We start from the raw sequence: 22,228 nt of genomic DNA, 5'->3' as shown, positions 1-22,228 counted from the left end.
CCCTCGTGCGGTGCGCTCAGACGGTCACGCCCGGACTGCCAGCGCGTCCGAGATGAGCATGCTGCCGTCGGAGAACTCGATGGTCTTCCCGATGGTCGAGGGGTCACCCAGCACGGCTGCGACCACGAGCGCCACGTTGGCCCGGGAGGTGCGGTGCTCGCCCTCCCGCTCGCCCGTGGAGACGTCGATCCTGCCACTCGCCTCGTCCTCGGTGAGAACTCCGGGGCCCACGATCGTCCAGTCCAGCGAGGAGGCGCGCAGATGGTCGTCGGCGTCGGCCTTGGCCTGGGCGTAGGCGTGGAAGGGATCGTCCTCGGGGACGCCGTGGTCCTGGCCGGCCCCGTGGTAGGAGACCATGACGAAGCGCTTGGCGCCGGCCATCACGGCTGCGTCCATCGCACGGATCGCCGCGTCCCGGTCCACGGCGTAGGTGCGCTCGGGGCTGCCGCCGCCGGCGCCGGCGCTCCACACCACGGCGTCCTGGCCCTCGAGCAGGTCGGCGAGCTGCGCGACGGACAGCTGCTCCACGTCGGCCAGCACGGGGCGGGCGCCGGTGTTCTCGACGTCCTCCGTGTGGTCCGGGTTGCGGAAGATGCTCGTGACGTCGTTGCCGCCGGCCTCGAGCAGCCGGGCGAGGACGAGGGCGACCTTGCCGTGGCCGCCGATGATGGCTGTGTGGGACATGGGGGTGCTCCTAGGGGTGCAGAGGGGACGTGGTGTTCTCCCTCGACGCTAGTCCCGTCCCGGCCGCGGGGACACGGCTCACGCGGAGGGCGAAACCGGGAATGCGCCCGGCCCCGCCGTCCGGAACCGCTCCGGGCTCGGGTAGCCTCGACAGGACCCCTGTACCCGACCGGAGGCCCGCCCCGTGCTGATCTTCCAGCTCCTGCTGTCCGCGATCGCCCTCGTCCTGCTGGCCGTCGCGCTCCTCGACGGCGCGTGGACGCTCGCGCTCATCGCCGCCATGATGCTGATGATCGCGGTGTCCGGCGTGTTCGTCGCCTACCGCCGGGAGAAGCACCTGGGCCGGCGCTGAGCCCTTCCGTCCCCTCCGGGGACCGCTCGGGGGCTGCTCCGCGGCTACTCCGCGGCTTCCTCGATGCCGGTCACCGCGGTGAGGATGAAGACCGAGTCCTCCAGGGCCTCCACGGAGTGCCGCTCCACCGGGATCACGTGCAGGTGCCCGGCCTCGAGCACCAGGTCCTCGCCCGAGGAGACCCGGATCCGCCCGTGCAGCACCTGCAGGCTCCCGGCGTACGGGGCGTTGTGCTCGGCGAGCACCGCGCCCTCCTTGAGGGCCAGCAGGGTCTGGCGCAGCACCTTCTGGTGCAGCAGGCGTTCGGAGCTGCGGCCGTGGCCGTTGTGCCGCGCCTCGTTGAGGTGCTGCAGGGCGATCTCGTTCAGGTGCTGCATGGTCATCCTCCTGGGTAGGTGATCCGGTCTCCGTCGACCACGGCGAAGTCCCGCAGCGTCGCGGGGGTGAGCTTGCCGGGGCCCATGATGTGCTGCACGTCGTGCCCGCGCACCAGCAGGGCCTCGGCCACGAGCGAGCGGTGGCAGCGCCACCAGACCGCCTCCGCGCACATGATCGCGACGACCCGGTCCTCGGCCAGCTGCTCGAGCTCGGCCAGTGCGGCCCGGAACTGCTCGGTCTGCATGTGGTCGGCGTAGCCGCGGAAGGACTCGTTGCGCCAGGCGGTGTTGACCGAGTCCTTCGAGGTGGGGCGCAGCCCGCCCAGACCCTTGCAGTAGCTGTGCTCGATGCCGGCCTCCGCGAGCGTGCCCGGCAGCACGTCGAGGTCGAACTGCGGATTCGTGCGCGAGCGCGGCACCGTGCGGATGTCGACGAGCTGCTGCACACCGAACTCCCGCAGCAGCTCCACGAACTCCTCGGCGGAGCGCGTGGAGTGGCCCACGGTGCAGACGGTGTGCGCGGTCATGCCCTCACCCTACTGACCGGCCGCGGAGGACCCCCCGACCCGACACGGCCCGCCCCCGGGAGCCGGGTCCCGGGCGTCACGGCTCGCCGGGGCCGGCCTGGGTCCAGCGGGCGGATCCGCCCCGGACCCGGCGGCCGCCGGCCGCCGGGGAGTTCCACGCCTCGTGGTCGGCCACCGTGAAGCGGCGGCCCGTCACCGTCGTCGGGACGATGCGGACGAACCGGTCCTTGACCCCCTCCTGCCACGGGAACAGCGGCAGCTCCAGGGCCGCCATCAGGGCGTGGCCCGGCCGGACGCTCTCGGCGCCGCCCTTGACGACCACGCTCCACGCCGTGGCGGCCCCCCGGTCCTGCCCGTCGATCTCGAGGGCCACGGCCCGGCCCTCGAGCGCGCCGCTCACCTTCGTGCCCACGCCCGAGCGGAAGACGATCGTCTCGCGGTCGACCACGTAGTTGATCGGGAAGATCTCCGGCGCCCCGTCCACCACGACGGCCAGCCGGGCGACGCCGTCCGCCCGCAACCGGTCCCAGCACTCCTCGGGCGCGAGCTCCTCCACGTCCTTGCGGTACCAGTCCACCGTCGTCCCCTTCCCGTGCTCCGCGGCCGCCCGGGGTGCCCGGTCGGCACTCCCAACCTACGGCGCCGCGGACGCCGGGGGAACAGGGCCGGTCCGCACCGCCGCGGTGCGGGACGTGGGAGGATCGGGGCATGAGCGTGGTGATCGCGGGATGCGGAGACCTGGGCACGGAGATCGGGCTGCGGCTGGCCGAGCAGGGGCACGAGGTGCTGGGCCTGCGCCGCCGTGCGGAGCTGGTGCCGCCGCCCCTGATCGGGCTGGCGGTGGACCTGAGCACGGAGGTGCCCGAGCTGCCGGGCGACGTCGAGCTGCTGGTGGTCGCCACCGCCGCGGACGGACGGACGCCCGAGGCCTATCGCGCGGCCTACCTGGACGGGCTGCGCCACGTGGCCGACGGGCTGCGCGCCGCCGGGGCCCTCCCCCGGCGCGCCCTGCTGATCTCCTCGACCGCCGTGTGCGGGGACGCCGGGGGCGGGGAGGTCACCGAGGACACCCCGCCGGACCCCACGACCCCCACCGCGCAGGTCCTGCTGGAGGCCGAGGAGCTGTTCCACGAGCAGTTCCCGCACGGCACGGTCCTGCGGCTGTCCGGGATCTACGGGCCGGGCCGGACGCGGCTGATCGACAAGGTGCGCTCCGGGGACGCCGCGGCCGGTGCCGCCTGGACCAACCGGATCCACCGCGACGACGCCGCGGCGGCCGCCGTGCACCTGCTCACCATGGACGCCCAGCCGCTCACGCTGTACCTCGGCACGGACGACGAGCCCGTGCCCGAGCTCGAGGTCCTCGAGTTCCTGGCGCAGGAGCTCGGCGCCCCCCGGCCCGAGGACGTGCCGGAGGCGGACTCGCCGCCGAGGGGCTCGAAGCGGCTGTCCAACCGGCGGCTGCGGGAGTCCGGTGTCGAACTCCGCCACCCCACGTACCGGGAGGGCTACCGGGCGGTGCTCGCCGGGGAGGGCGTGCGCCACCCCTGAGCGGCGCCCACCCGCAGGACGACGTCGCGCACCTCGTAGGCCGCGATCAGCTCGACCCACGAGACCCGCGGCGGGTGCGCGAGGCCCAGGGGCAGCCGCAGCAGGCGCTGCAGGAAGACGTCGGTCTCCTGGATCGCGAGGAACCCGCCCGGGCACCGGTGGGCGCCGTCCCCGAAGGACATCGCCTCGGGCCGGATGCCCCGCGGCCGGGGCCGTTCCGGGCACAGCTGCCGGGCGTCCTCCCCCAGCGCCCGCTCGTCCGTGTTCGCCTGGCGGACGTAGAGGTCGAGCAGGGCCCCTGCGGGCACCTCGTGGCGGTCGTCGCCGTCCTCCAGCACCAGCTCCCGGGTGGTCCGGCGGTAGAGGTGGCCCACCACCGGCTCCAGCCGCAGGATCTCGTGCAGGATCCCGTGCCGCGCCGGCTCGTCGGCCGCGAGGTACTCCTCCCGCTGCCGGTCGTCCTCCAGCAGGTGCCAGGCGGCCACCGCGATGAACTCGCGGGTGGTGGCCATGCCGGCGGCGGCGTAGGTGAGGCACTCCACGAGGATCTCCCGGTCCGTGCAGCCCTCCGCGAGCAGGTGGGACACGACGTCCTCCCGCGGCTGCCGGCGCCGCGCCCGGACCGCCGGGCGCACGTCCCGCAGCTGGAAGGCGGTCATCGCCCACATCGGCCGCAGGGACCCGGCGACGGCGCCGAGCCGGCCCGGGAGCCCTCGCCGCGCGGAACCGGTGGAGCCGGTGACGGGGCCGCTGAAGAAGCGCTCCAGGCGCCGGGACATCCCGTCGATGTCCGAGTTCGTCAGCCCCACCACCTGGGCGGCGACCTCCACGGAGTAGCGCAGGGTGATCGCCGACAGCTCGGCCCCGCCGTCTCGCCGGATCCGCTCGACCAGCTCGTCGGCACGCTCCTCCATCAGGGACCGGTAGCGGCGGCTCACCGCGGCCGGGGTGAAGAACCTCGCGGTGGCGGTGCGCTGGCGCCGGTGCTCGGGGCCGTCCGCGTAGAGCACCGGCGGGTGGTCGCCGGTCAGGCCCTGCCGGGCGGTCTCCGCGCTGAAGCCGGCCTGGACCGTGCCGTCGGCCTCCCGCAGCACCTGGCGGACCAGCGGCAGGGACCGGACGTGCCAGACGCCGTCGAGCGCCTCCACCCGCGGCGCGCGGCGCTCGCCGGGCGGGACGGTCCTGCGCCGGTCGCCGTGCGGAACGGGGCAGCGGGTCTCGGGGCGGGCGTCGTCGCTCATGGGGTCATGCTAGTCGCGGGGTGCGGCGGCGGGCAGGGACTCCCCGCGCGGTCCCGCCGCGCGGCAGCGGCCCGAGGAGCGGGTCGAGGATCCTTGCCCGCCCGGTGACCTCACCGGCCCGTTGTGGGCCGACTCGCCCACAGCCCCCACGACCCGGACCGTGAAGGCGGCCGGGGCCCCTCATACACTTTCAAGTATCTGCTTTTGCACACATCTCGAGGAGCCGGACCGTGCCCGAAATCCTTCCGTCCGAAGCGATCCAGCGCGCTGCTCTGGCCATGGCCGGCACCCTCGGCCCGTGGGTCGCGGGCCACGCCCCCGAGCCGGGCGATCCGCAGTCCTGGGTGACGCGGACCCAGCAGGAGGACAAGCTCAACGGCCGGCCCTTCCGCACGTACAGCCTCGGCGATCCCCGCTTCCTGCTGCGCCTGCTGACCCAGGAGTGGAGGCGGTTCGACCACCGGGTCACTCCCCTGCACAGCAGCTACGCGCGCGAGCTGACGCACGCCCTCAACGTCTGCGCCCACGAGCCGCTGACGATCACGGCCGCGGACGCCGAGCGCGCCGTCGACACCATGCGCCTGCTGCTGGAGAGCCTCGGCCTGGCGGTCCCTGCTGCCACTGCGGAGAGCCGCGCTTCCGCGGCCCAGAGGGTGCCCGCGGACGCCGAGGAGCACGGGCCCGCCGGGAACGTGCCGGAGGGAATCGGCGGGTCGGAGGCCGGGCAACAGCCCGCGCAGCAGGTGCACGAGGGCGTCCCGTCGGGCCGGGACGACCTTCCGCCCGGCACCCGCGCGGCGACCGTCACGGCCGGGCCGATCGCCGTCACGGTCCTCTTCCGGGAGGCCGTCAACTACGCCCTGGTCAACAACGGGGTCAGCCCGCTGCTGGAGGTGCGTGTCCGCAGCACCGACCTGGCCGCTCCGCATGTGCTCGAGCAGCTGGTCCTCGTCCTCGACCACTCCGAAGGGCTGGGAACCTCCTGCCGCTTCGACCCTCTGACGGTCGGTCCGGGCGGCGAGGTCCTGCTCGACGGCTCGGACGTCGCCTGGCCGCTGGACCACACCGCCTTCGCCGCCCTCGACGAGGCGCGGACCGTGTCGTTGCGGATCAACGCCACGGTCGACGGCACGGTGGCCACCGAGGCGACGAGCGTGCGGCTGCTGGCCCGGGACGAGTGGTACGCCCGTTCGATCCCCGAGCTGCTGGCGGCCTTCATCACGCCCAACGCGCCGGCGGTCCGGCAGATCCTCGACCGCGCCGCCGACCTGCTGGAGCAGCGCACCGGCGATCCCTCGCTGGACGGCTACCAGGGCGGGTCCGAACGGGCCGTCGAGATCGGCCGGGCGGTCTACGACGCCCTCGCCTCCTTCGGCATCCGCTACACCGAGCCCCCGGCGTCCTTCGAGGCCACCGGGCAGAAGATCCGTCCCGTGGGCCGGATGCTCTCCGAGCGGTGGGGCACGTGCCTCGACCTGACGGTCGCCTACGCCGCGGCGCTGGAGCAGGCCGGCCTGCACCCCGTCGTCGTCCGGGTCCCGGGCCACGCCTTCGCCGGGTTCCTCACCGCCGAGGCGCAGCTCCCGGAGCTGGCGCTCGCGGACCGCGGCCTCCTCCAGAACTTCGTCCGCGGCGGCCTCCTGCTGCCCGTCGAGACCACGGCCCTGGTCGAGGGCAAGGACATCGGCTTCGACGACGCCCGTCAGGCCACCGCCCGGCACTGGGGCGCCGACGGCGAGGTGCTGCACGTGCTCGACGTCGCCGCCGCCCACCGCCGCATCCGTCCGCTGCCTCGCGTGCTGGTGGACGGTGACACCGTCGTCATCGAGGTCGAGAAGGCGCCCGAGGCCCCGCTCCCGGGCACCGGTTCCGGACGCCGCCCGGCCGGCGGCGCCGGCGCCGCCGTCGACCGCACGGTGTACCCGGCCCGGGTGGCCCGGTGGCGCTCCGCGCTGCTGGACCTGACCATGCGCAACCCGCTGCTGAAGCTGAAGCGGACCGGCTCGGTGTCCTTCATCGTGCCCGAGCGGGCCCTGCCCGGCTTCGAGGACTCCCTCGCCAGCGGGGAGCGGCTGCGACTGCGTCCCGCCGACGACCTGTCCGAGATCGACAACGCCCAGGGAAGGCACTCCGCCGCGCAGCTGCCGGAGGAGATGCTCGAAGCGGTGCTGCGCAACGAGCTGGTCGTGCACACCGACCACACGGCCTCCCGGCACGAGGGGACGCTGGACGGGCTGCGCCGCAAGGCCAAGGTCGTCCTCGAGGAGACCGGCGCCAACAACCTGTTCGTGACCATCGGCGCGCTGGCCTGGCAGGATCGGACGGGCAAGGAAGGCCTTGCCCCGCTCTTCCTCCTGCCCGTCACCCTCACCGGCCGGAAGAACCAGCCGTTCCACGTCCAGATCGAGGACGGCGCGGAGGCCCGGCCCAACTACTGCCTCATCGAGAAGCTCAAGCAGGACTACGGCCTGGAGATCCCCGTGCTCGCCGAGCCCCCGGCCGACGACAGCGGCATGGACGTCGCCCACGTCTTCGAGGAGCTCCGGCGGACCCTGGCCCTGCGCGGCCTGCCGTTCACCGTGGAGCCGGACGTCCGGCTGGCCATGCTGCAGTTCTCGACGCTCGAGATGTGGCGGGACCTCTCGGAGCACTGGGAGTCCTTCCTGGACAACCCGCTGGTGGGACACCTCGTGAACACCCCCACGGAACCGTTCGACGACCCGGTCGAGGCTCCCGAGACCGACGAGTCCGACGAGGCGCGACGCCACCTGCCCGTCCCCACCGACGGATCGCAGCTGAAGGCGGTCGCCTGGGCCACGGCAGGGCGCACCTTCGTGCTCGAAGGCCCACCGGGCACGGGCAAGTCGCAGACGATCACCAACATGATCGCCGACAGCCTCGCCGCGGGGCGCAAGGTGCTGTTCGTCGCCGAGAAGCAGGCGGCGCTGCAGGTCGTGCGGGAGCGGCTCGAGAAGGTCGGCCTCGGCCCTCTCACCCTCGAGCTGCACGGGCGCCAGCAGAGCATCAAGAGCGTCCGGAGCCAGCTCGTCGACTCGTGGGACGCCCGGGTCCGCGCCCCGTCGTCGGCGTTCGGCGTCCTCCGGGACCAGCACGCCGCCGCCGTCGCGGACCTTGCCCGCTACCCGCGCGCCCTGCACCGGCCCACCCGCGGCCGCAGCGTCTGGCAGGCCCACCAGGACGTCCTCGCGCTCACCGATGCCTCGCCGGGCACGGAGGTCGGGGACGACGTCGTCGTCCCCGGCACGCTGGTCGCCGATCCCGAGCGCGCGGAGACGGTGTTCCGCGCAGCGAGCGCCCTCGAGCAGCTGCTCCCCGACCTCGGGCACGCCCCCGACCAGGACGAGTGGTCGCTGGCCGGTCCGCAGGGGACGGCGGACGACGAGCACGGCGGCCCGGTGCTGCAGCCGGTCCAGCAGCTCCTGGCCGCCCTGCACGGCCTCGACGAGCGCGTTGCCGCGCTGCTGCGCACGACCGACGACGTCGACCACTGGCGGACCCTCGCCACCTGGCTGGGGGATCTCGACGCGAACCGGGCGATGCCCCCGTCCCACTACCGGGAAGTGTTCACCGTGACGTGGCACCAGGAGCTGCGCCGGGCCCTCGACGACATCCGGCAGGTGCTCGACCGGCACGAGCCGCTCCTGCGGTCGCTGCACCCGGCCGCCTACACCGCCGACCTCGACGCCCACCGGCAGGCCCTGTCCGAAGCGCAGGGCAGGCTCTTCGGGAAGCGGAAGGCCGTGCAGGCCGTCGTCGACGGTCTGCGTCCCCTCGTCGTCTCGGCCGACACGAGCTGCCTGGACGACCCTTCCGCGTTCCTGGACGCCCTCCACGCGGTGCAGCACGCCGAGCAGGGCCTCCGGCACCGCACCGGCCCCCTGCTGCCCGCCGGCCTCCAGTGGTCCCTGACCGCGCCCGACCCGCTGGCGGTGCCGTCTTCCGTCCTGGCGTTCGCCGAGGCGCTGGAGCCCGTCCTGGACGCGTTCCCGGACCAGGACGATGCCCTCGGCGCGCTGTTCACCACGACGGGTGGTTCCGCCACCGGCCGTGCCACCGCCCGGATCGAGCTCGGCCCCACGACCGCCGCCTTCGTGGAGGCGTGGTCGTCAGCTGCCGGGTTCCTGGACGCCACGGAAACCTCCGTGGCGCGGTGGCGGAAGGACTCCTCCGTCGTCGACCGGCTCGCGGCGACGGCGTCCGTGTGGCAGGACCAGGTCGACCGGCAGCGCGACCGGCGCCTGCGCAGCTACCGTGCCGTGGAAGCACTGCTCCAGGAGCTGGAGCACGCCGGCTTCGGCGGCCTGGCCCGTGACCTGCGGGCGGGAACGACGCCGGTCACCGGTCTCACCGAGCGGCTCCAGCGTGCCGTGGCCCACGAGGTGCGGGCGGACACGCTCGAGGAGGCGAACCTGACCTCCTTCGACGCCGGCGTGCGCGACCGCCAGGTGGAGAGCTACCTCGACCTGTCCGGACAGGTGCGCCGCCGCCTGCGCTCGGACCTGCCGGCGCAGGTCCTCGCCGCCACCGGCATCAACCAGGAGAAGCCGACGAAGCAGCAGGCGGAGTTCAACCGCCTCATCCACCGGAAGCGGGGCGGATCCATCCGGGAGATCATGGAGCGGACCGGGCCCGTCCTGCTGGACCTCACCCCCTGTCTGCTCATGAGCCCGCACTCGGTCTCCAAGTACCTGCCGGTCGGGTCCGTCCACTTCGACGTCGTGGTCTTCGACGAGGCCTCCCAGATCCGCGTGGCCGACGCGATCGGGGCCATGGGCCGGTCGAAGGCGGTCGTGGTGGTGGGCGACTCCCAGCAGATGCCGCCCAGCTCGATGTTCGCGGCCTCCGCCGGCGACGACGACCTCGACGGCGCGGAGGAGAGCGGGCTCACGGTCGCGGACCAGGATTCCATCCTCACCGAGGCCGTCGACTCCAACGTGCACAGCCTCGGCCTGACGTGGCACTACCGCAGCCAGGACGAGTCGCTCATCGCGTTCTCCAACCGACGCTACTACCGCGGGGAGCTCTCCAGCTTCCCTGCTCCGCCCGGGCCCCGGACGGGCCTCGGTGTCAGTTGGGAGCGCCTGGACGGAGAGTACGACGGTGGTGCCGGCGGGACCCGCACCAACGAGGTCGAGGCGCAGCGGATCGTCGAGGAGGTCGTCGAGCTGCTGCGCGAGGACCCTGGTGCGTCGATCGGCGTGGTCACGTTCAACACCCAGCAGCGGGACCTCGTGCTCGACAAGCTCGAGCAGTCCGCGGTGCGCGTCGTCCAGGACGCGCTGGTGCGCTCGGAGGATCCGTTGTTCGTGAAGAACCTCGAGAACGTGCAGGGCGACGAGCGCGACATCATCCTCTTCTCCCTCGCCTTCTCGCGGAACAAGGAGACCGGCGTGCTCCGGCTGAACTTCGGCCCGCTCACCGCTGCGGGCGGACAGCGGCGGCTCAACGTGGCGATCACCCGTGCCCGCCGCGCCATCAGGATCTTCAGTTCCTTCGGCCCGGAGGACATCGATCTCGCGCGCACCTCGTCGGAAGGCCTGCGACACCTGCGGGAGTACCTCGTCTTCGCGCGTGAGCACGGGCACGACGACGTCCACCGCCCGACCGGCGAGTCCTGGGATTTGCACCGGCAGGACGTCGCGGCGGCCCTCCGTGCGGCCGGCCTGGAGGTCGTCGAGGAGATCGGCATGTCGAACTTCCGGGTGGACCTCGCGGCACGGGTGTCCCCGGAGCACGAGTGGGTCGGCCTCCTCCTCGACGGCCCGGCCTGGGCCCGGCGCACCATCGTCTCCGACCGGGACGCCCTCCCGACCCAGGTGCTGACCGGCGCCATGGGGTGGCGGCATCTCGAGCGGGTGTGGCTGCCCGCGTGGATCCGCTCCCGCAGCGCCGTGGTCCAGGAGATCGCGGACGCCGCGCAGCAAGCGGTCGGGCAGCCCGAGGAGCAGCCCGTGCAGGACGCCGTCGACGACGCCCGGGAGACCGGGGCCCTGCGGAGTCCTCCGGATTCCGCCGCGGAGCCCGGCGGCGACCCCGATCGCGAACTCGTCCCCGTCGGCGCCCCACCCAGCTCACCACGCCCGGACCAGGACCACGTGCTCGTCGCCGGCAGCGCCGGGAGGCCTGCGAGCCCTTCGGCGGCACCGGCCGATCGGGCCGAGGCCGACGAGCCCGTCCGCGTCGAGCCGGGCCCTTCCACGGGCACGGGGCCGACGGAGGGCTCCTACCGGCCTGCTCCGCACCGGGTCGCCGGGGAGCGGGCCGTGCTCGACGCCATCACGGCCCCCGCCAACAAGCGGCTGGTCCGGGAGCACCTGGAGGAGATCGTCGCGGCGGAGGGCCCGATCGAGGCCCAGCGCCTGGCGCGCCTGCTCGCCGGGCGGTTCGGACTGCAACAGGTGCGGGCGCAGCGGCAGGAGGCCATCCTGGGCTGCCTGCCGAGGAGACGGCGTGACACGACGGCGCTGGGCACCTTCTACTGGCCGGAGGGCACGGCGCCGGACGACTACACCGGCTACCGCCGGACCCCGGCCGACGGGGACAAGCGGCGCATCATCGAGATCGCCCCGCAGGAGATCGGCAACGCGGTGCTCGACGTGCTGCGCTCCGAGGGCACGTCCCCGGCCGGCGACGTGATGCAGTCGCTCAACGACGTCTTCGGCTTCAACCGGACCGGCCGTGAGATCCGGGAGCGCTACGAGCAGGTGCTCCACCTGCTGGAGCGCGACGGCCGGCTCGTGCGCCAGGACGAGGTCCTGGCGCTCCCCGCGGCGTAGACCGGCCACAGGGGGGAGGTCTCAGATCCGGTCCGCCCGGTGGTTCCCGATCTGCGCCGTGGCGGGGAGGATCAGCGAGGACGAGGGTCCGTTCAGCACGACCAGCAGCACGCGAAGGTCCGCCCCGGAGAGATAGGCGCCCACGAGGCGGTGGTTGGAGTCGAGGACCACGAGGGAGCCCTCGGCCCGGTAGGCCGGCACGGTGAGCTGGACCGGCCCCGAGTCCTCGGCGAACTCCTGCCGCAGGTGCTCGATCTTGGCCTGCCGGTCCTCCGGCCACTGCTTGGCCGCCGCGTCGGCGAGGGTCTGCGGCCGGTGCTGCGGGTGCGACCACTCCCCCGGGTTGCCCTCGGGGTCCACGTGCCAGACCGTGTAGAGCTCGCCGAGCTCCTGCCGGGAGGAGACCACGAGGTCCTCGACCCGGGTGTTCTCGTCGTCGAGCGCGTCCCAGTCGAGCCAGGCCCGGATGTCGTCGCCGAACAGAGTCCTGAAATCCGATACGTCCATGCCGACATCTCAGCAGACCTGCGGTCGCACCGCCACACGGCCCGGCGGCCGAGTGCGTGCCGGCCAGGGCGTCAGGAGCCGTCGGCGCCGCTTCCGGCCGAGTGCGGTGCCGCCTCTGGCCGGACGTTGAACGCCGAGGCCGAGCGGTCGGCGGGCTCGGTCGGGAACACCGTGCGCCCCTCCGCCCACTTGTGCCGCGCGTAGGAGTGCAGCCGGGCCGCGAAGGGCCCGTCCCGCCACTCCAGGTAGGGCATGTCCTGGCTCGCGTCGAGCAGGAAGTAGCTGCTGAACGCCCGGAGCACCCCCGGTGCCCCCGGGTCCGCCACGGGGTCCTCCGCCGCGGCGGGACTCCCGAGCACCAGGTAGATCGGGGCTCCGGGCAGGCCGTCGTAGACCCGCACCTCCAGGCGCTCGGCCACCACGGGATCGAGCTCGCCCAGGGCCCGGAGCTGGTGGACCAGCGTGTCGAAGCTGCGCCGCAGGTCCATGGGCGAGAGACCGTAGTGGTGGCGGATCTCGCGGAGCCGGGACGCGAGCGCGGGCGACTTCGGGTCCAGGACCAGCAGTCGGACGCGGACCCCGGCGGCGAGCGCCCGGTGGATGGCGTCCAGGTCCCCGGCCAGCGTCAGCGGGAAGGTGTCCATCCACCACAGCTCCTGCCCCGGCCGCACGCCGCGCAGGACGTCGACCGCGTCGAGCTCCTCGCGGACCCCCACGAGGCCCAGCTGGTCGTCGCGCGCAGGCGGCGGCGCGGGGACCGGGGGACGCTGCGCCTCGACCGGCGCGGAGCCGCGCCACCGGGCCAGTCCGGCGTCCAGGAGCAGGCCCACGCCGCCCACGGTGAGCAGGACGGCCCCGGCCTCGAGAAGCACCTCCGACCAGGCCCGTCCGGCCACCAGCGCGAGGACGACGAGCGCCGCACCGAGGCCGAGCAGCACGGCCGGTGCGGCGCCCGGCCGCCGCCGCGGCTCGGTGCGCGCGGCGCCGCGCCACCCGCCACCCACGGCCCGGTCCTGGCCGGCACTGCGGATCTCCAGCACGGGACTCCCCTTCCTCGGGCGGATCTGCCCTCAGCCTGGCACGGCTCCCGACCAGGGCGTTAGCACCGCGGCCACCGGGGCATTTTGTGACAGCCGGTGCGTCGGGGCAGCCGTCCCCACTTCGGCGGCACAGTGGCGAGAACATGTGTTTGCATTACTAAACTCGTGCTCGGACGTTCGGCGGCGCGGCGTCACGCCCGGTCCCGCCCCAGGGGCCGGCCCACGTCCAGCAGCAGAGCGCACCGGCCGCGCTGCCCCTCCTGCGGAAGGCACCTCCCTTGGCCACGACTCTCCGGGAACGCCTGGGCGACCGCCACAACCGCCTCAACGCCGTCCGCCTGGTCCTGGCGTCGGCGGTGATCCTCGGCCACGCCTGGCCGCTGACCGGCGCCGACGGGCCGAGCCTCGAGGTCCTGTCCGACGTGGCCGTCAACGGCTTCTTCGTCCTCAGCGGCTACCTCATCGCGGAGAGCCGGGTGCGGACCTCGCTGGTGCCGTACCTCTGGCGGCGGTTCCTGCGCATCTACCCGGCCTTTCTGGTGAGCCTGCTCGTGGTGTCCGCCCTCTTCGCGCCGCTCGCGGCCGCGCTCGAGGGCACGTCGCTGGATCTCGCCTCCGCCGCCGGCTTCGTGCTCAACAACGGCGACCTGAGGATCTCGCAGTGGGGCATCGACGGGACCCTGACCCGGGTCCCGGCGCCGGACTCCTGGAACGGCTCGCTCTGGACGCTGTTCCACGAGGCCCTCGCCTACGTGCTGATCGGCCTGGTCCTGAGCCTCGCCGTCGCGGCACGGCACGCCCGGTGGGTGCTCCCGGCGCTGTTCCTCGTCGTGCTCGTCCTCCGTCCCCTGGCCGAGGGGCCGCTGGACGTCACGTCCCACCTCTGGCTCAACGGTGCCCGGCTGGTGGGCTACTTCCTGGCGGGCGCGGCGGTCTGGGCCTGGGCGGGGACGTGGCGGCCCACCTGGGTGCACACCGCGGGAGCGGCCGTCGTCTACGCCGTGCTGACGGACCTCGGCTGGGCGGACCTGTACGGGCAGCTGCCGCTCGCCGTGCTGCTCCTCGGCCTCGGCGCCGCCCCGTCCGGCAACTGGACCACGCGCACGGACCTCTCCTACGGCGTCTACATCTACGCGTATCCGGTGCAGCAGCTCCTCGTGCTGCTCGGCACGGCGTCGTGGGGAGTCGCCGCCAACTCCCTGCTCGTCGTCCTGCTGACGCTGCCCCTGGCGCTGCTGTCGTGGACGCTCGTGGAGAGGCCCGCCCTCAAGGCGAAGGCGTGGCTCGATCCCCGCGACCGGCCCGACCGGCGCGTCCCCTCCACCGGGGCGGAGGGGACGTCCGCCCCGGCCGTGGAGCGACGCCGACGGGCCTGACCCGTCCCCGCGTCCGGACGGCGCGCCCGGTCTCCGCACGTCCTTGTCCGGCGCCCGGGCCGTGCCTACCGTGAGGTCCAGGCGGGCGTGCCGCCGGCCCCGACCCGTCAGGAGCACCATGGACACCCCGGTCATCGAGGCCCGCGGTCTCGTCAAGGCCTTCGGCCCCACCGCGGCCCTGGACGGCTTCGACCTCACCGTGGCGCCGGGGCAGGTCGCGGGCTTCCTGGGCCCCAACGGCGCGGGCAAGTCCACGGCGATCCGCGTGCTGCTGGGCCTGCTCCGGGCGGATGCGGGGACGGCCGCGGTCCTGGGCCTGGACGCCTGGCAGGACGCGGTGGAGATCCACCGCCGAACCGCCTACGTCCCCGGGGACACGAACCTGTGGCCGAACCTGACCGGGGGCGAGATCGTGGATCTGCTCACCGGCATCCGCGGCGGACGGCGGCGGCGCCGTCGCCGCGACGAGCTCATCGAGCGCTTCGAGCTCGACCCCACGAAGAAGGCCCGCAGCTACTCCAAGGGCAACCGGCAGAAGGTGGCACTGGTGGCCGCCCTGAGCGCCGAGGCCGAGCTGTACGTCCTGGACGAGCCCACCTCCGGGCTGGACCCGCTCATGGAGGCCGTGTTCACCGACGAGGTCCGCCGGCTGAGCCGGCAGGGCAGCACGGTCCTGCTCTCGAGCCACATCCTGGCCGAGGTCGAGAAGCTGTGCGACACCGTGACCATCATCCGCGCCGGCCGGGACGTGGAGAGCGGCACCCTCGCCCAGCTGCGCCACCTGACCCGCTCCACCGTCACGGCCACGACTCCCGCCGGTCCCGGCCGCCTGGGCAGCCTGCCGGGCGTGCACCATCTCGTGCACGAGGACGGGAGGCTGAGCTTCGACGTGGACGACGCCCGGGTTCCCGAGGTCCTCCGGGCGCTCGCCGACCTGGGCGTGCAGGACCTGACCGTCACCCCGCCCTCCCTCGAGGAACTCTTCCTGCGCCACTACGGCGACCGCCCGGCCGGGCCCGCCGCCCCGGACGGGACCGGGCGCGGTGCCGGCCGGGACGCGGGGGCGCCCCGATGAGGACCGCCGAGCCGTGGGCCGCGACCGGCCGCCTGTTCCGGCTCAACCTGCGCCTGGACCGGGTGCGGATCCTCGTGTGGGTGCTCGCGCTCACCGGCACCGTGCACGCGACGGTGCTCGCCCTCGAGGAGACGTTCCCGGACGGCGAGGCCCGCCAGGCCCGGGCCGCCCTGCTGGACAACCCGTCCGCCGTGATGATGACCGGTCCGGCCTTCGGCGCGGACGACTACACGCTCGGCGCCATGACGGTCAACGAGCTGAGCCTGTCGGTGCTCGTGGCGACCGCGATCATGAGCATCCTGCTCACGAGCCGGCACGTGCGGGCCGAGGAGGAGTCCGGGCGGCTCGAGGTCGTCCGCGCCCTGCCGGTGGGCCGCTTCGCCCCGGCGGCGGCCGCCCTCGGGGCGGTGGCCGCGGCGGACGCCGCGGTCGGCGCCGGGATCACCGCGGTGCTCTTCGCGGCGGGCCTGGGCGGGGTCGACGCCGTGGCCTGGGGACTGGCCACGGCGCTCACGGGCCTGGTGTTCGGGTCCGTGGCCGCCGTGACCGCTCAGCTCACCGAGCACGCGCGGGCCGCCTCCGGCACGGCGATGGCCGTGCTCGGTGCGGCCTTCCTGGTGCGCGGGGTCGGGGACGTCATCGAACCCACCGGTTCGTGGCTGTCCTGGTTCTCACCCATCGCGTGGGCCCAGCAGACCCGGCTCTACGTGGACCTGCGCTGGTGGCCGCTGGCGCTCTCGGCGGCGCTGACGGCGGTGCTGCTGGTGGCGGCCGTGCTCCTGGCCCAGCGGCGGGACCTGGGCGCCGGGCTGCGGCCGGCGCGGCCGGGGCCCGCGGCGGCCGGGACGTCCCTGCTCTCCGCGACCGGGCTGGCGCGGCGGCTGCTGCGCGGCACGTTCCTCGGCTGGACCGCGGGACTCGTGCTCTTCGGCCTGGCCTTCGGCTCGCTGGCCGACTCGCTGGAGGACAGCATGGCGGACATCCCGTCGATCACCGAGTGGCTCGTGCTGGACCTCGACGCCCTCACCGAGTCCTTCGCCGCCGCGACGCTGTCCTATCTCGCGCTCGGGGTGGTCGCGTTCGCCGTCTCGGGCGTGCTGCGGCTGCGCGCCGAGGAGGAGGCAGGCCGCACCGCCCTCCTGCTCACGACGGGTCTCGACCGGGTGCGCTGGGTGCTCGGCTGGCTCGGCGTCGTCGTCGTGGAGGCCCTCCTGGCCCTGCTGCTGGCCGGGGCGGCGCTGGGCGCCGGGATCACCGCCACCACCGGGGACCTGCGCTGGACCGGCGAGCTCGCCCTCGCGGCCCTGGTGTACTTCCCGGCCGTGCTCGTCGTGACCGGCGTCGCCGCCGCCCTGGTCGGGCTCGCCCCGCGGCGCGCCGCGCTGAGCTGGGCCGTGGTCGCGTACGTGGTCTTCGTCTCGTGGTTCGGCCAGCTGCTCGACCTGCCGGAGCCGGCCATGAACCTCTCGCCGGTGCAGCTGACGCCGCTCGTGCCCTCGGAGGACTGGCAGGCCGCTCCGCTGGTGGGCCTGGCCGCGTTGGCGCTCGCGCTCCTGGCCGCGGCCGCCGCAGGATTCCGCCACCGGGACCTGCCGGCCTGACCCGGCGCGCCGGCAGCGCCGAGGGGACGCCCCCGGACGGCGTCGGGGTCGACGGCCGTCCGGAGGCGTCCCCCTCGGCGCGCGCGGGGCCGAGAGGCCCTGCGCCGGGTCGGTGGAGCGGGTCAGCCGGCGAACAGCTTCAGCGCCTCGCGGTTGAAGGCCTCGAGGTCACCGGGGTTGCGGGAGGTGACGAGCCGGCCGTCGACGACGACCTCCTCGTCCACCCAGTCCGCCCCGGCGTTCTTCAGGTCGGTGGCCAGGGAGGAGTAGGACGTGAGCCGCCGGCCCTGCACGAGCCCGGCCTCGATGAGGATCCACGGGGCGTGGCAGATGGCCGCGATCGGCTTGCCCGCGGCGTCGAACTCCTGGACCAGGCGCAGGGCGTCCTGGTCCACGCGCATGTTGTCGGCGTTGAGGGTGCCCCCGGGCAGGACCAGCGCGTCGAAGTCCTCGGCCTTCGCCGCCGCGAGGGCGCCGTCGACGTCGTAGCTGCCGGCGCGGTCCCAGTCCCCCTGCATCGCCGTGATGCTGCCCTGCTCCGAGGACAGGAGTACGGGTGTGCCGCCGGCCTCCTGGACGGCCTTCCAGGGCTCGGTGAGCTCGGGCTCCTCGACGCCGTTCGTGGCGATGAACGCGATCTTCTTGCCGGTGATGTCGGTGCTCATGCGGTACCTCCTGGATCGGTGGGTCGGCGCCGTGGCGCCAGGGCACGGGACCACTGTGGCCCGGCGCGGGGCGGAAGGAAAGCGCCGCACGGGTGCGTTCTCGCTGGGCGATACCCGGGAGGGCCCCGCCGCCCGGCCGCACGCCGGAACACCTCCGGCGCCCGGTGCCGCCCCTCGGCCCGTAAGGCCCGCGCGGGCGGACCCGCCGGCGAGGGACCCTGGCTGCGCCGGGCCGCGGGGATCTGGGGCGGCGCCGTCCCCGGGCTGTTCCTCGTCACCGCCGAGGTGCTCGACCTCGCCGTGCCGCGCCGGGCGCGGCGGATCCGCCGCGACGGCCGGCCGGTTCCTGTGCGAGGCTGAGTGCCATGGTCCGACTCCTCCTGCTCGCCGACACGCACGTCCCCAAGCGCGCCCGTGACCTGCCCGCCGCGGTGTGGCGGGCGGTCGACGACGCCGAGGTGGTGCTGCACGCGGGCGACTGGATCGACCTCGCGACCCTCGACCGGCTCGAGGAGCGGGCCGCCCGCCTCGTGGGGGTCTGGGGCAACAACGACGGGCCGGAGCTGCGCGAGCGGCTGCCCGAGGTGGCCCGCGAGACGCTCGGGGGCGTGCGCTTCGGCATGGTGCACGAGACCGGGGCCGCCGCCGGGCGGGAGGCCCGCATGGACCGGGCGTTCCCGGACCTCGACGTGCTGGTCTTCGGCCACAGCCACATCCCGTGGGACAGCACCACCCCGGCGGGTCTGCGCCTGCTCAACCCCGGCTCGCCCACGGACCGGCGGCGCCAGCCGTACTGCACCTACCTGACGGCGGCCGCCGACGGCGGGCAGCTCACCGACGTGGAGCTCGTCCGCCTGCCGCGGCGCTGACGCCCCGCGGCAGTTCCTGTGGGAGCGGCCCACGCCGGGCCCGCGCCGCCGGATCGCGCACCTGCGGGCCGCGCGCCGCCGGGCCCTCGGCTCAGAGCAGTCCCCGCAGCTTGTAGTAGCGCCGGCCCACCACGGTCCCGTTGACCCGGATCGCGGCCCACACCAGCACGAGCAGCAGCGCCACCAGCACGGCCGGGACGGGCACGAAGATCGCCCACACCACCAGCGCCATGCCGGGGACGGCCAGCAGGATCGGCCAGGCGTACTGCACCATCTCCACCGCCATGTAGTCCTGCATCTCCCGCAGGACCGGGTCCTGCGGGACGGCGCCGCGGCGCACCGAGGTCCGCAGCCCCTTGCTCGCCCGGGCGCGGGCGTCCATGAGGTCGTTGCGGGGCGCGTCGTCCGCGCGGGTGAGCGAGAGGATGATGCCGCTGAGCAGCAGGGCCGCGCCGCCGATCATGAGCCCCCACTGAGCGGGGCCCAGTCGTCCGCCCCCGCCCAGCAGGAGCGCGGCCGCGATGCCGCCCAGCAGCCCGACCACCAGGCTCGCCACGACGGCGAGCACGATCCGCCGGGCCCAGATGGCGTCCAGCTCACCGAGTCGTGGGATCGGCACGTGCGGGTGGTCGGCCCCGCTGAGCCGGATCTCCTCGTCCATGGCGTACCGTCCTCTCGTCGCTCCGTGCTCCTGCGCGTTCCGCCCCATTGTCCCCCGGCCCCGGTGCCGTGGCGCAACCGCCCCGGGCATGCGGAGACCCCGGCCCTGGGGCAAGGTGCCCCGGGGCCGGGGACGGGGCCGCCGGCGGGCGTCAGGCGGCCTGGTAGGTCAGGCAGTCGGCCTCGTCGGCGCCCGCGCCGATCTTCACGTCGGAGGCCGTGCACATCAGGTGCGAGTTGTGCACGCACTCGCCGCGCTGACAGGCGCCCACCTCGGCGTGCACGGTGGGCAGGCCCCCGTCGGCGCCCAGCGAGATGAACGTGCCGCAGTGCGCGTGGCCGGAGCTGCCGGTCACGGTGATCGCGTGGGCCGTGCACTCGTGGTCGTGGTTGAACGAGCACTGCCCCACGGTGCAGTCGGAGACGGGAACGAACTCGGTGGTGGCCATGACTTCTCCTCCAGGACATTCTCCGGGCCGGAGCCTGCTGCCCCGGCCTGAGCGGGCTCTTCCAGGATGCGCCTCACCAGGGATGATGGATAGCGCATTTTTTCGTGCCCCAATGTGCTCGGTTCGGCCGATGAGCGCGACGGCCCCGCTCTTGACGGGGCACCGCCGGGGGTATTCGCTGGAAGCACGGCGGGGCCACCCGGTGGAGCCGCGACGACCACGAGGAGTCTCCATGACCGCCAGCGACCACTTCTACCTCGACAAGGCGGATCCCGGCAGCTGGCGGGCGCTCAACGGCCTGTCACGGAAGGTCGCCGCCGCGGCCGAGGACGCCGGGCTGTCCCGGGCGCTGGTGGAGCTGCTCAGCATCAGGGTCTCCCAGCTCAACGGGTGCGCCTACTGCCTCGACCTGCACACCGGCTACGCGGTGGAGGCCGGGGTGAGCGCGCAGAAGCTGGCCGTGCTCCCCGCGTGGCGCGAGACGGACCTGTTCGACGACCTGGAGCGGGCCGCGCTGGCCGTCGGGGAGGCCGTGGCCCTGCTGCCCGACGAGGAGACCCGGCTCGCGGAGCTGGCGGTGGCGCGGGCGGAGCTGACCGACGAGCAGTACTCCGCGCTGCAGTGGACGGCGGTGGCGATCGACGCCTTCAACCGGGTCTCGGTCCTCTCCCGCCACCGGGTCCGCCCCCGCGCGGCCGCCCCGGCGAAACGGTCCCCGGCGAGGCCCGCCCCGGAGAAACGGGCTTCGGCACAGCACGCCCCCCGGAAACGGGCACCGGAGACACCGGTCCCGGAGGAGCAGGCGCCGGATCCGTCGCCTGCTCCGTCCACCGTGGCGGGAGGCACGGCGTGACCAACCTGGACGTGGACCCGCAGGAGCTCCTGTGCACCGAGGCCGTCGGCGCCGGCGCGCAGCTGCTGGCCCCGCGCGAGGTGCCCCTGGGCGGGCCCCGGGCGATGACCGTGCGCCGCACCCTGCCCCAGCGGCAGCGCAGCCTGATCGGGGCGTGGTGCTTCGTGGACCACTACGGCCCCGACCTGGTCTCGGAGTCCGGGGGCATGAGGGTGGCCCGGCACCCGCACACCGGGCTGGCCACCGTGAGCCTGCTGTTCACCGGCGGGATCGCCCACCGGGACTCGGCGGGCTACGACGCGATCGTCCGGCCCGGTGAGGTCAACCTGATGGTCGCCGGGCGGGGGATCTCCCACCAGGAGTTCTCCACCCCCGGCACCACGCTCCTGCACGGGGTCCAGCTGTGGTACGCCCTGCCCGAGGCCACCCGCCACATGGCCCCGACCTTCGAGCACCACTCCCCCGAGCCGGTGGCCGGCGAGGGCACGGAGCTGCGCGTGTTCCTGGGCTCCCTGGCCGGCAGCACGTCCCCGGTGGACACGTTCGCCCCGCCGCTGCTGGCCGCCGAGGCCACCCTGCAGCCCGGGGCCCGGCTGGAGCTGGCGCTGGACCCGGCGCTGGAGCACGGCGTGCTGCTCGACACCGGCGACCTGGCGCTCAACGGCACGCCCGTGCCGGTGGACCACCTGGCCTACCTCCCGGTCGGTCAGAGGTCCGTGGTGCTGGAGGCCGGCCCGGGCCCGGTCCGGCTGCTGCTCATCGGCGGGGAGCCGCTGGGCGAGCAGATCGTGATGTGGTGGAACTTCGTCGGCCGCACCCACGAGGAGGTCGTCGCCCACCGTGCCGCCTGGCAGGCCGAGATCGGCGCCGAACCGGCTCCCGCGCCGGCCGGCGGCAGCTACGACGACGGGGCCCCGTACCCGCGCTTCGGCCCCTATCCCCCCGGCCAGCCCGCCCCGCTGCGGGCCCCGCCGCTGCCCACCGTCCAGCTGCGGCCCCGCGGCTGAGCCCATCTTCAGGAGACCACCATGGACACTTCCGCCGTCACGGTCCGCAACCACCCCGACCGGCAGCGCTACGAGCTCCTCGACGGGGAGACCGTCATCGGCGCGGCCGACTGGGTGCCCTTCGAGGGCGCGGACGGGCCGCAGCGGATCTTCTACCACACGACCGTGGACGACGCCTACGGCGGGCAGGGCCTGGCCTCCGTGCTGGCCCGTCGGGCCCTCGACGACACCGTGGGCGCCGGGCTGGTGGTCGTCCCGGTGTGCCCCTACATCAAGACCTGGCTGCGCAAGCACCCCGACCACCAGCAGCACACCGCGCCCGTGCGGCCCGAGCACCTCGCGGCCGTCCCCCGGCAGGCGCAGCCGTGACCCCGCCCGTCGGAGCAGGGGCGAACCCCGGCGGGCACCGGCTCACCGGGGCGGCCGGGACGAGGGCCGGCGCTCCGCAGGAGGGCGGCCACGGCGGAGCCACAGGTGCCGGCCTGCACCGGCGCCGCCTGCCATCGGCGTACAGCCGTTGCCGGTGGCGGGTTCCGCGGCGGCAACACCTCGCCGCGCTGCCGTGGTGCCGAGGCCGTTGCGGGGACAATGGGCGGT

At 74.4% G+C, this 22,228-nt stretch carries 20 protein-coding genes; 10 read left to right on the top strand and 10 right to left on the bottom strand.

Annotation, left to right across the window (positions count from 1 at the left end):
• Positions 1-24: 24 nt before the first annotated feature.
• Positions 25-684 carry an SDR family oxidoreductase gene (locus ABD220_RS16245; RefSeq protein ID WP_344124355.1) on the bottom strand — a complete coding sequence of 220 codons (660 nt, stop codon included), beginning with the start codon at positions 682-684 and terminating at the stop codon, positions 25-27.
• Positions 685-868: 184 nt separating this feature from the next.
• Between ABD220_RS16245 and ABD220_RS16240 the strand changes: the two genes are divergently transcribed.
• Positions 869-1,036 (top strand): hypothetical protein, encoded by a 168-nt coding sequence (locus ABD220_RS16240; RefSeq protein WP_344124353.1) that lies wholly within the window; start codon positions 869-871, stop codon positions 1,034-1,036.
• Between the two features lie 44 nt (positions 1,037-1,080).
• Here ABD220_RS16240 and ABD220_RS16235 read toward each other — a convergent pair whose 3' ends face one another.
• The 3 genes from ABD220_RS16235 to ABD220_RS16225 form a co-directional block, all read right to left on the bottom strand.
• Positions 1,081-1,413, bottom strand: coding sequence for a cupin domain-containing protein (locus ABD220_RS16235; protein WP_344124351.1), 333 nt, complete (start codon positions 1,411-1,413; stop codon positions 1,081-1,083).
• A gap of 2 nt (positions 1,414-1,415) precedes the next feature.
• Positions 1,416-1,940 (bottom strand): DUF488 domain-containing protein, encoded by a 525-nt coding sequence (locus ABD220_RS16230; RefSeq protein ID WP_344124349.1) that lies wholly within the window; start codon positions 1,938-1,940, stop codon positions 1,416-1,418.
• A 76-nt stretch (positions 1,941-2,016) separates the two neighbouring features.
• Positions 2,017-2,517, bottom strand: coding sequence for a pyridoxamine 5'-phosphate oxidase family protein (locus ABD220_RS16225; protein WP_344124347.1), 501 nt, complete (start codon positions 2,515-2,517; stop codon positions 2,017-2,019).
• Positions 2,518-2,648: 131 nt separating this feature from the next.
• Between ABD220_RS16225 and ABD220_RS16220 the strand changes: the two genes are divergently transcribed.
• Positions 2,649-3,491, top strand: a complete 843-nt coding sequence (locus ABD220_RS16220) for an NAD-dependent epimerase/dehydratase family protein (RefSeq protein ID WP_344124345.1) — start codon at positions 2,649-2,651, stop codon at positions 3,489-3,491.
• On the opposite strand, the gene ABD220_RS16215 is transcribed toward ABD220_RS16220, so the two are convergent.
• On the bottom strand, positions 3,449-4,732 hold the full coding sequence (locus ABD220_RS16215) for a cytochrome P450 (RefSeq protein WP_344124343.1): 1,284 nt from the start codon (positions 4,730-4,732) through the stop codon (positions 3,449-3,451). The two genes, ABD220_RS16220 and ABD220_RS16215, sit on opposite strands and share 43 nt — an antisense overlap.
• A 230-nt stretch (positions 4,733-4,962) precedes the next feature.
• On the opposite strand from ABD220_RS16215, the gene ABD220_RS16210 reads away from it, so the two are divergent.
• On the top strand, positions 4,963-11,529 hold the full coding sequence (locus tag ABD220_RS16210; protein WP_344124341.1) for an anti-phage protein ProA: 6,567 nt from the start codon (positions 4,963-4,965) through the stop codon (positions 11,527-11,529).
• 21 nt (positions 11,530-11,550) lie between these two features.
• Here ABD220_RS16210 and ABD220_RS16205 read toward each other — a convergent pair whose 3' ends face one another.
• The gene (locus ABD220_RS16205) at positions 11,551-12,036 is read right to left on the bottom strand and encodes a hypothetical protein (RefSeq protein WP_344124339.1); all 486 of its coding nucleotides are present in this window, start codon (positions 12,034-12,036) and stop codon (positions 11,551-11,553) included.
• 71 nt (positions 12,037-12,107) lie between these two features.
• On the bottom strand, positions 12,108-13,076 hold the full coding sequence (locus ABD220_RS16200) for a DUF5919 domain-containing protein (RefSeq protein WP_344124337.1): 969 nt from the start codon (positions 13,074-13,076) through the stop codon (positions 12,108-12,110).
• Positions 13,077-13,354: 278 nt separating this feature from the next.
• Here ABD220_RS16200 and ABD220_RS16195 point away from each other — a divergent pair, with 278 nt between their 5' ends.
• The 3 genes from ABD220_RS16195 to ABD220_RS16185 all read left to right on the top strand — a co-directional run bounded on the left by ABD220_RS16195 (position 13,355) and on the right by ABD220_RS16185 (position 17,128).
• Complete coding sequence (locus tag ABD220_RS16195) at positions 13,355-14,452, top strand: acyltransferase family protein (RefSeq protein ID WP_344124335.1); 1,098 nt, start codon at positions 13,355-13,357, stop codon at positions 14,450-14,452.
• A 118-nt stretch (positions 14,453-14,570) separates the two neighbouring features.
• Entirely contained in the window at positions 14,571-15,527 is a 957-nt protein-coding gene (locus tag ABD220_RS16190) for an ABC transporter ATP-binding protein (RefSeq protein ID WP_344124334.1), read from the top strand.
• Positions 15,524-17,128: an ABC transporter permease gene (locus ABD220_RS16185; protein ID WP_344124332.1), complete on the top strand. Its 1,605-nt coding sequence runs from the start codon at positions 15,524-15,526 to the stop codon at positions 17,126-17,128. The genes ABD220_RS16190 and ABD220_RS16185 overlap by 4 nt, the downstream gene beginning before the upstream one ends.
• A 122-nt stretch (positions 17,129-17,250) precedes the next feature.
• Here the strand turns inward: ABD220_RS16185 and ABD220_RS16180 are convergent, their stop codons facing one another.
• Entirely contained in the window at positions 17,251-17,793 is a 543-nt protein-coding gene (locus ABD220_RS16180) for a type 1 glutamine amidotransferase domain-containing protein (protein WP_344124330.1), read from the bottom strand.
• Between the two features lie 365 nt (positions 17,794-18,158).
• Here ABD220_RS16180 and ABD220_RS16175 point away from each other — a divergent pair, with 365 nt between their 5' ends.
• The gene (locus tag ABD220_RS16175) at positions 18,159-18,662 is read left to right on the top strand and encodes a metallophosphoesterase family protein (protein ID WP_344124328.1); all 504 of its coding nucleotides are present in this window, start codon (positions 18,159-18,161) and stop codon (positions 18,660-18,662) included.
• A gap of 91 nt (positions 18,663-18,753) precedes the next feature.
• Here ABD220_RS16175 and ABD220_RS16170 read toward each other — a convergent pair whose 3' ends face one another.
• Both ABD220_RS16170 and ABD220_RS16165 read right to left on the bottom strand, forming a co-directional pair.
• Positions 18,754-19,323, bottom strand: coding sequence for a hypothetical protein (locus ABD220_RS16170; protein WP_344124326.1), 570 nt, complete (start codon positions 19,321-19,323; stop codon positions 18,754-18,756).
• Positions 19,324-19,474: 151 nt separating this feature from the next.
• Positions 19,475-19,771 carry a DUF1540 domain-containing protein gene (locus ABD220_RS16165; RefSeq protein ID WP_344124324.1) on the bottom strand — a complete coding sequence of 99 codons (297 nt, stop codon included), beginning with the start codon at positions 19,769-19,771 and terminating at the stop codon, positions 19,475-19,477.
• Positions 19,772-20,003: 232 nt separating this feature from the next.
• Here ABD220_RS16165 and ABD220_RS16160 point away from each other — a divergent pair, with 232 nt between their 5' ends.
• The 3 genes from ABD220_RS16160 to ABD220_RS16150 are packed head-to-tail and all read left to right on the top strand — an operon-like array spanning position 20,004 to position 22,000.
• Positions 20,004-20,624 (top strand): carboxymuconolactone decarboxylase family protein, encoded by a 621-nt coding sequence (locus tag ABD220_RS16160; protein WP_344124322.1) that lies wholly within the window; start codon positions 20,004-20,006, stop codon positions 20,622-20,624.
• Complete coding sequence (locus ABD220_RS16155) at positions 20,621-21,631, top strand: pirin family protein (protein WP_344124320.1); 1,011 nt, start codon at positions 20,621-20,623, stop codon at positions 21,629-21,631. The genes ABD220_RS16160 and ABD220_RS16155 overlap by 4 nt, the downstream gene beginning before the upstream one ends.
• A 21-nt stretch (positions 21,632-21,652) precedes the next feature.
• Entirely contained in the window at positions 21,653-22,000 is a 348-nt protein-coding gene (locus ABD220_RS16150; RefSeq protein WP_344124318.1) for a GNAT family N-acetyltransferase, read from the top strand.
• Positions 22,001-22,228 lie beyond the last annotated feature (228 nt).

The sequence above is a fragment of the Kocuria aegyptia genome, from assembly GCF_039530085.1.
Taxonomy (GTDB): Bacteria; Actinomycetota; Actinomycetes; order Actinomycetales; family Micrococcaceae; genus Kocuria; species Kocuria aegyptia.
Note: the sequence above shows the minus strand (reverse complement) of the source record. Positions and strands in the feature narration are given on the sequence as shown.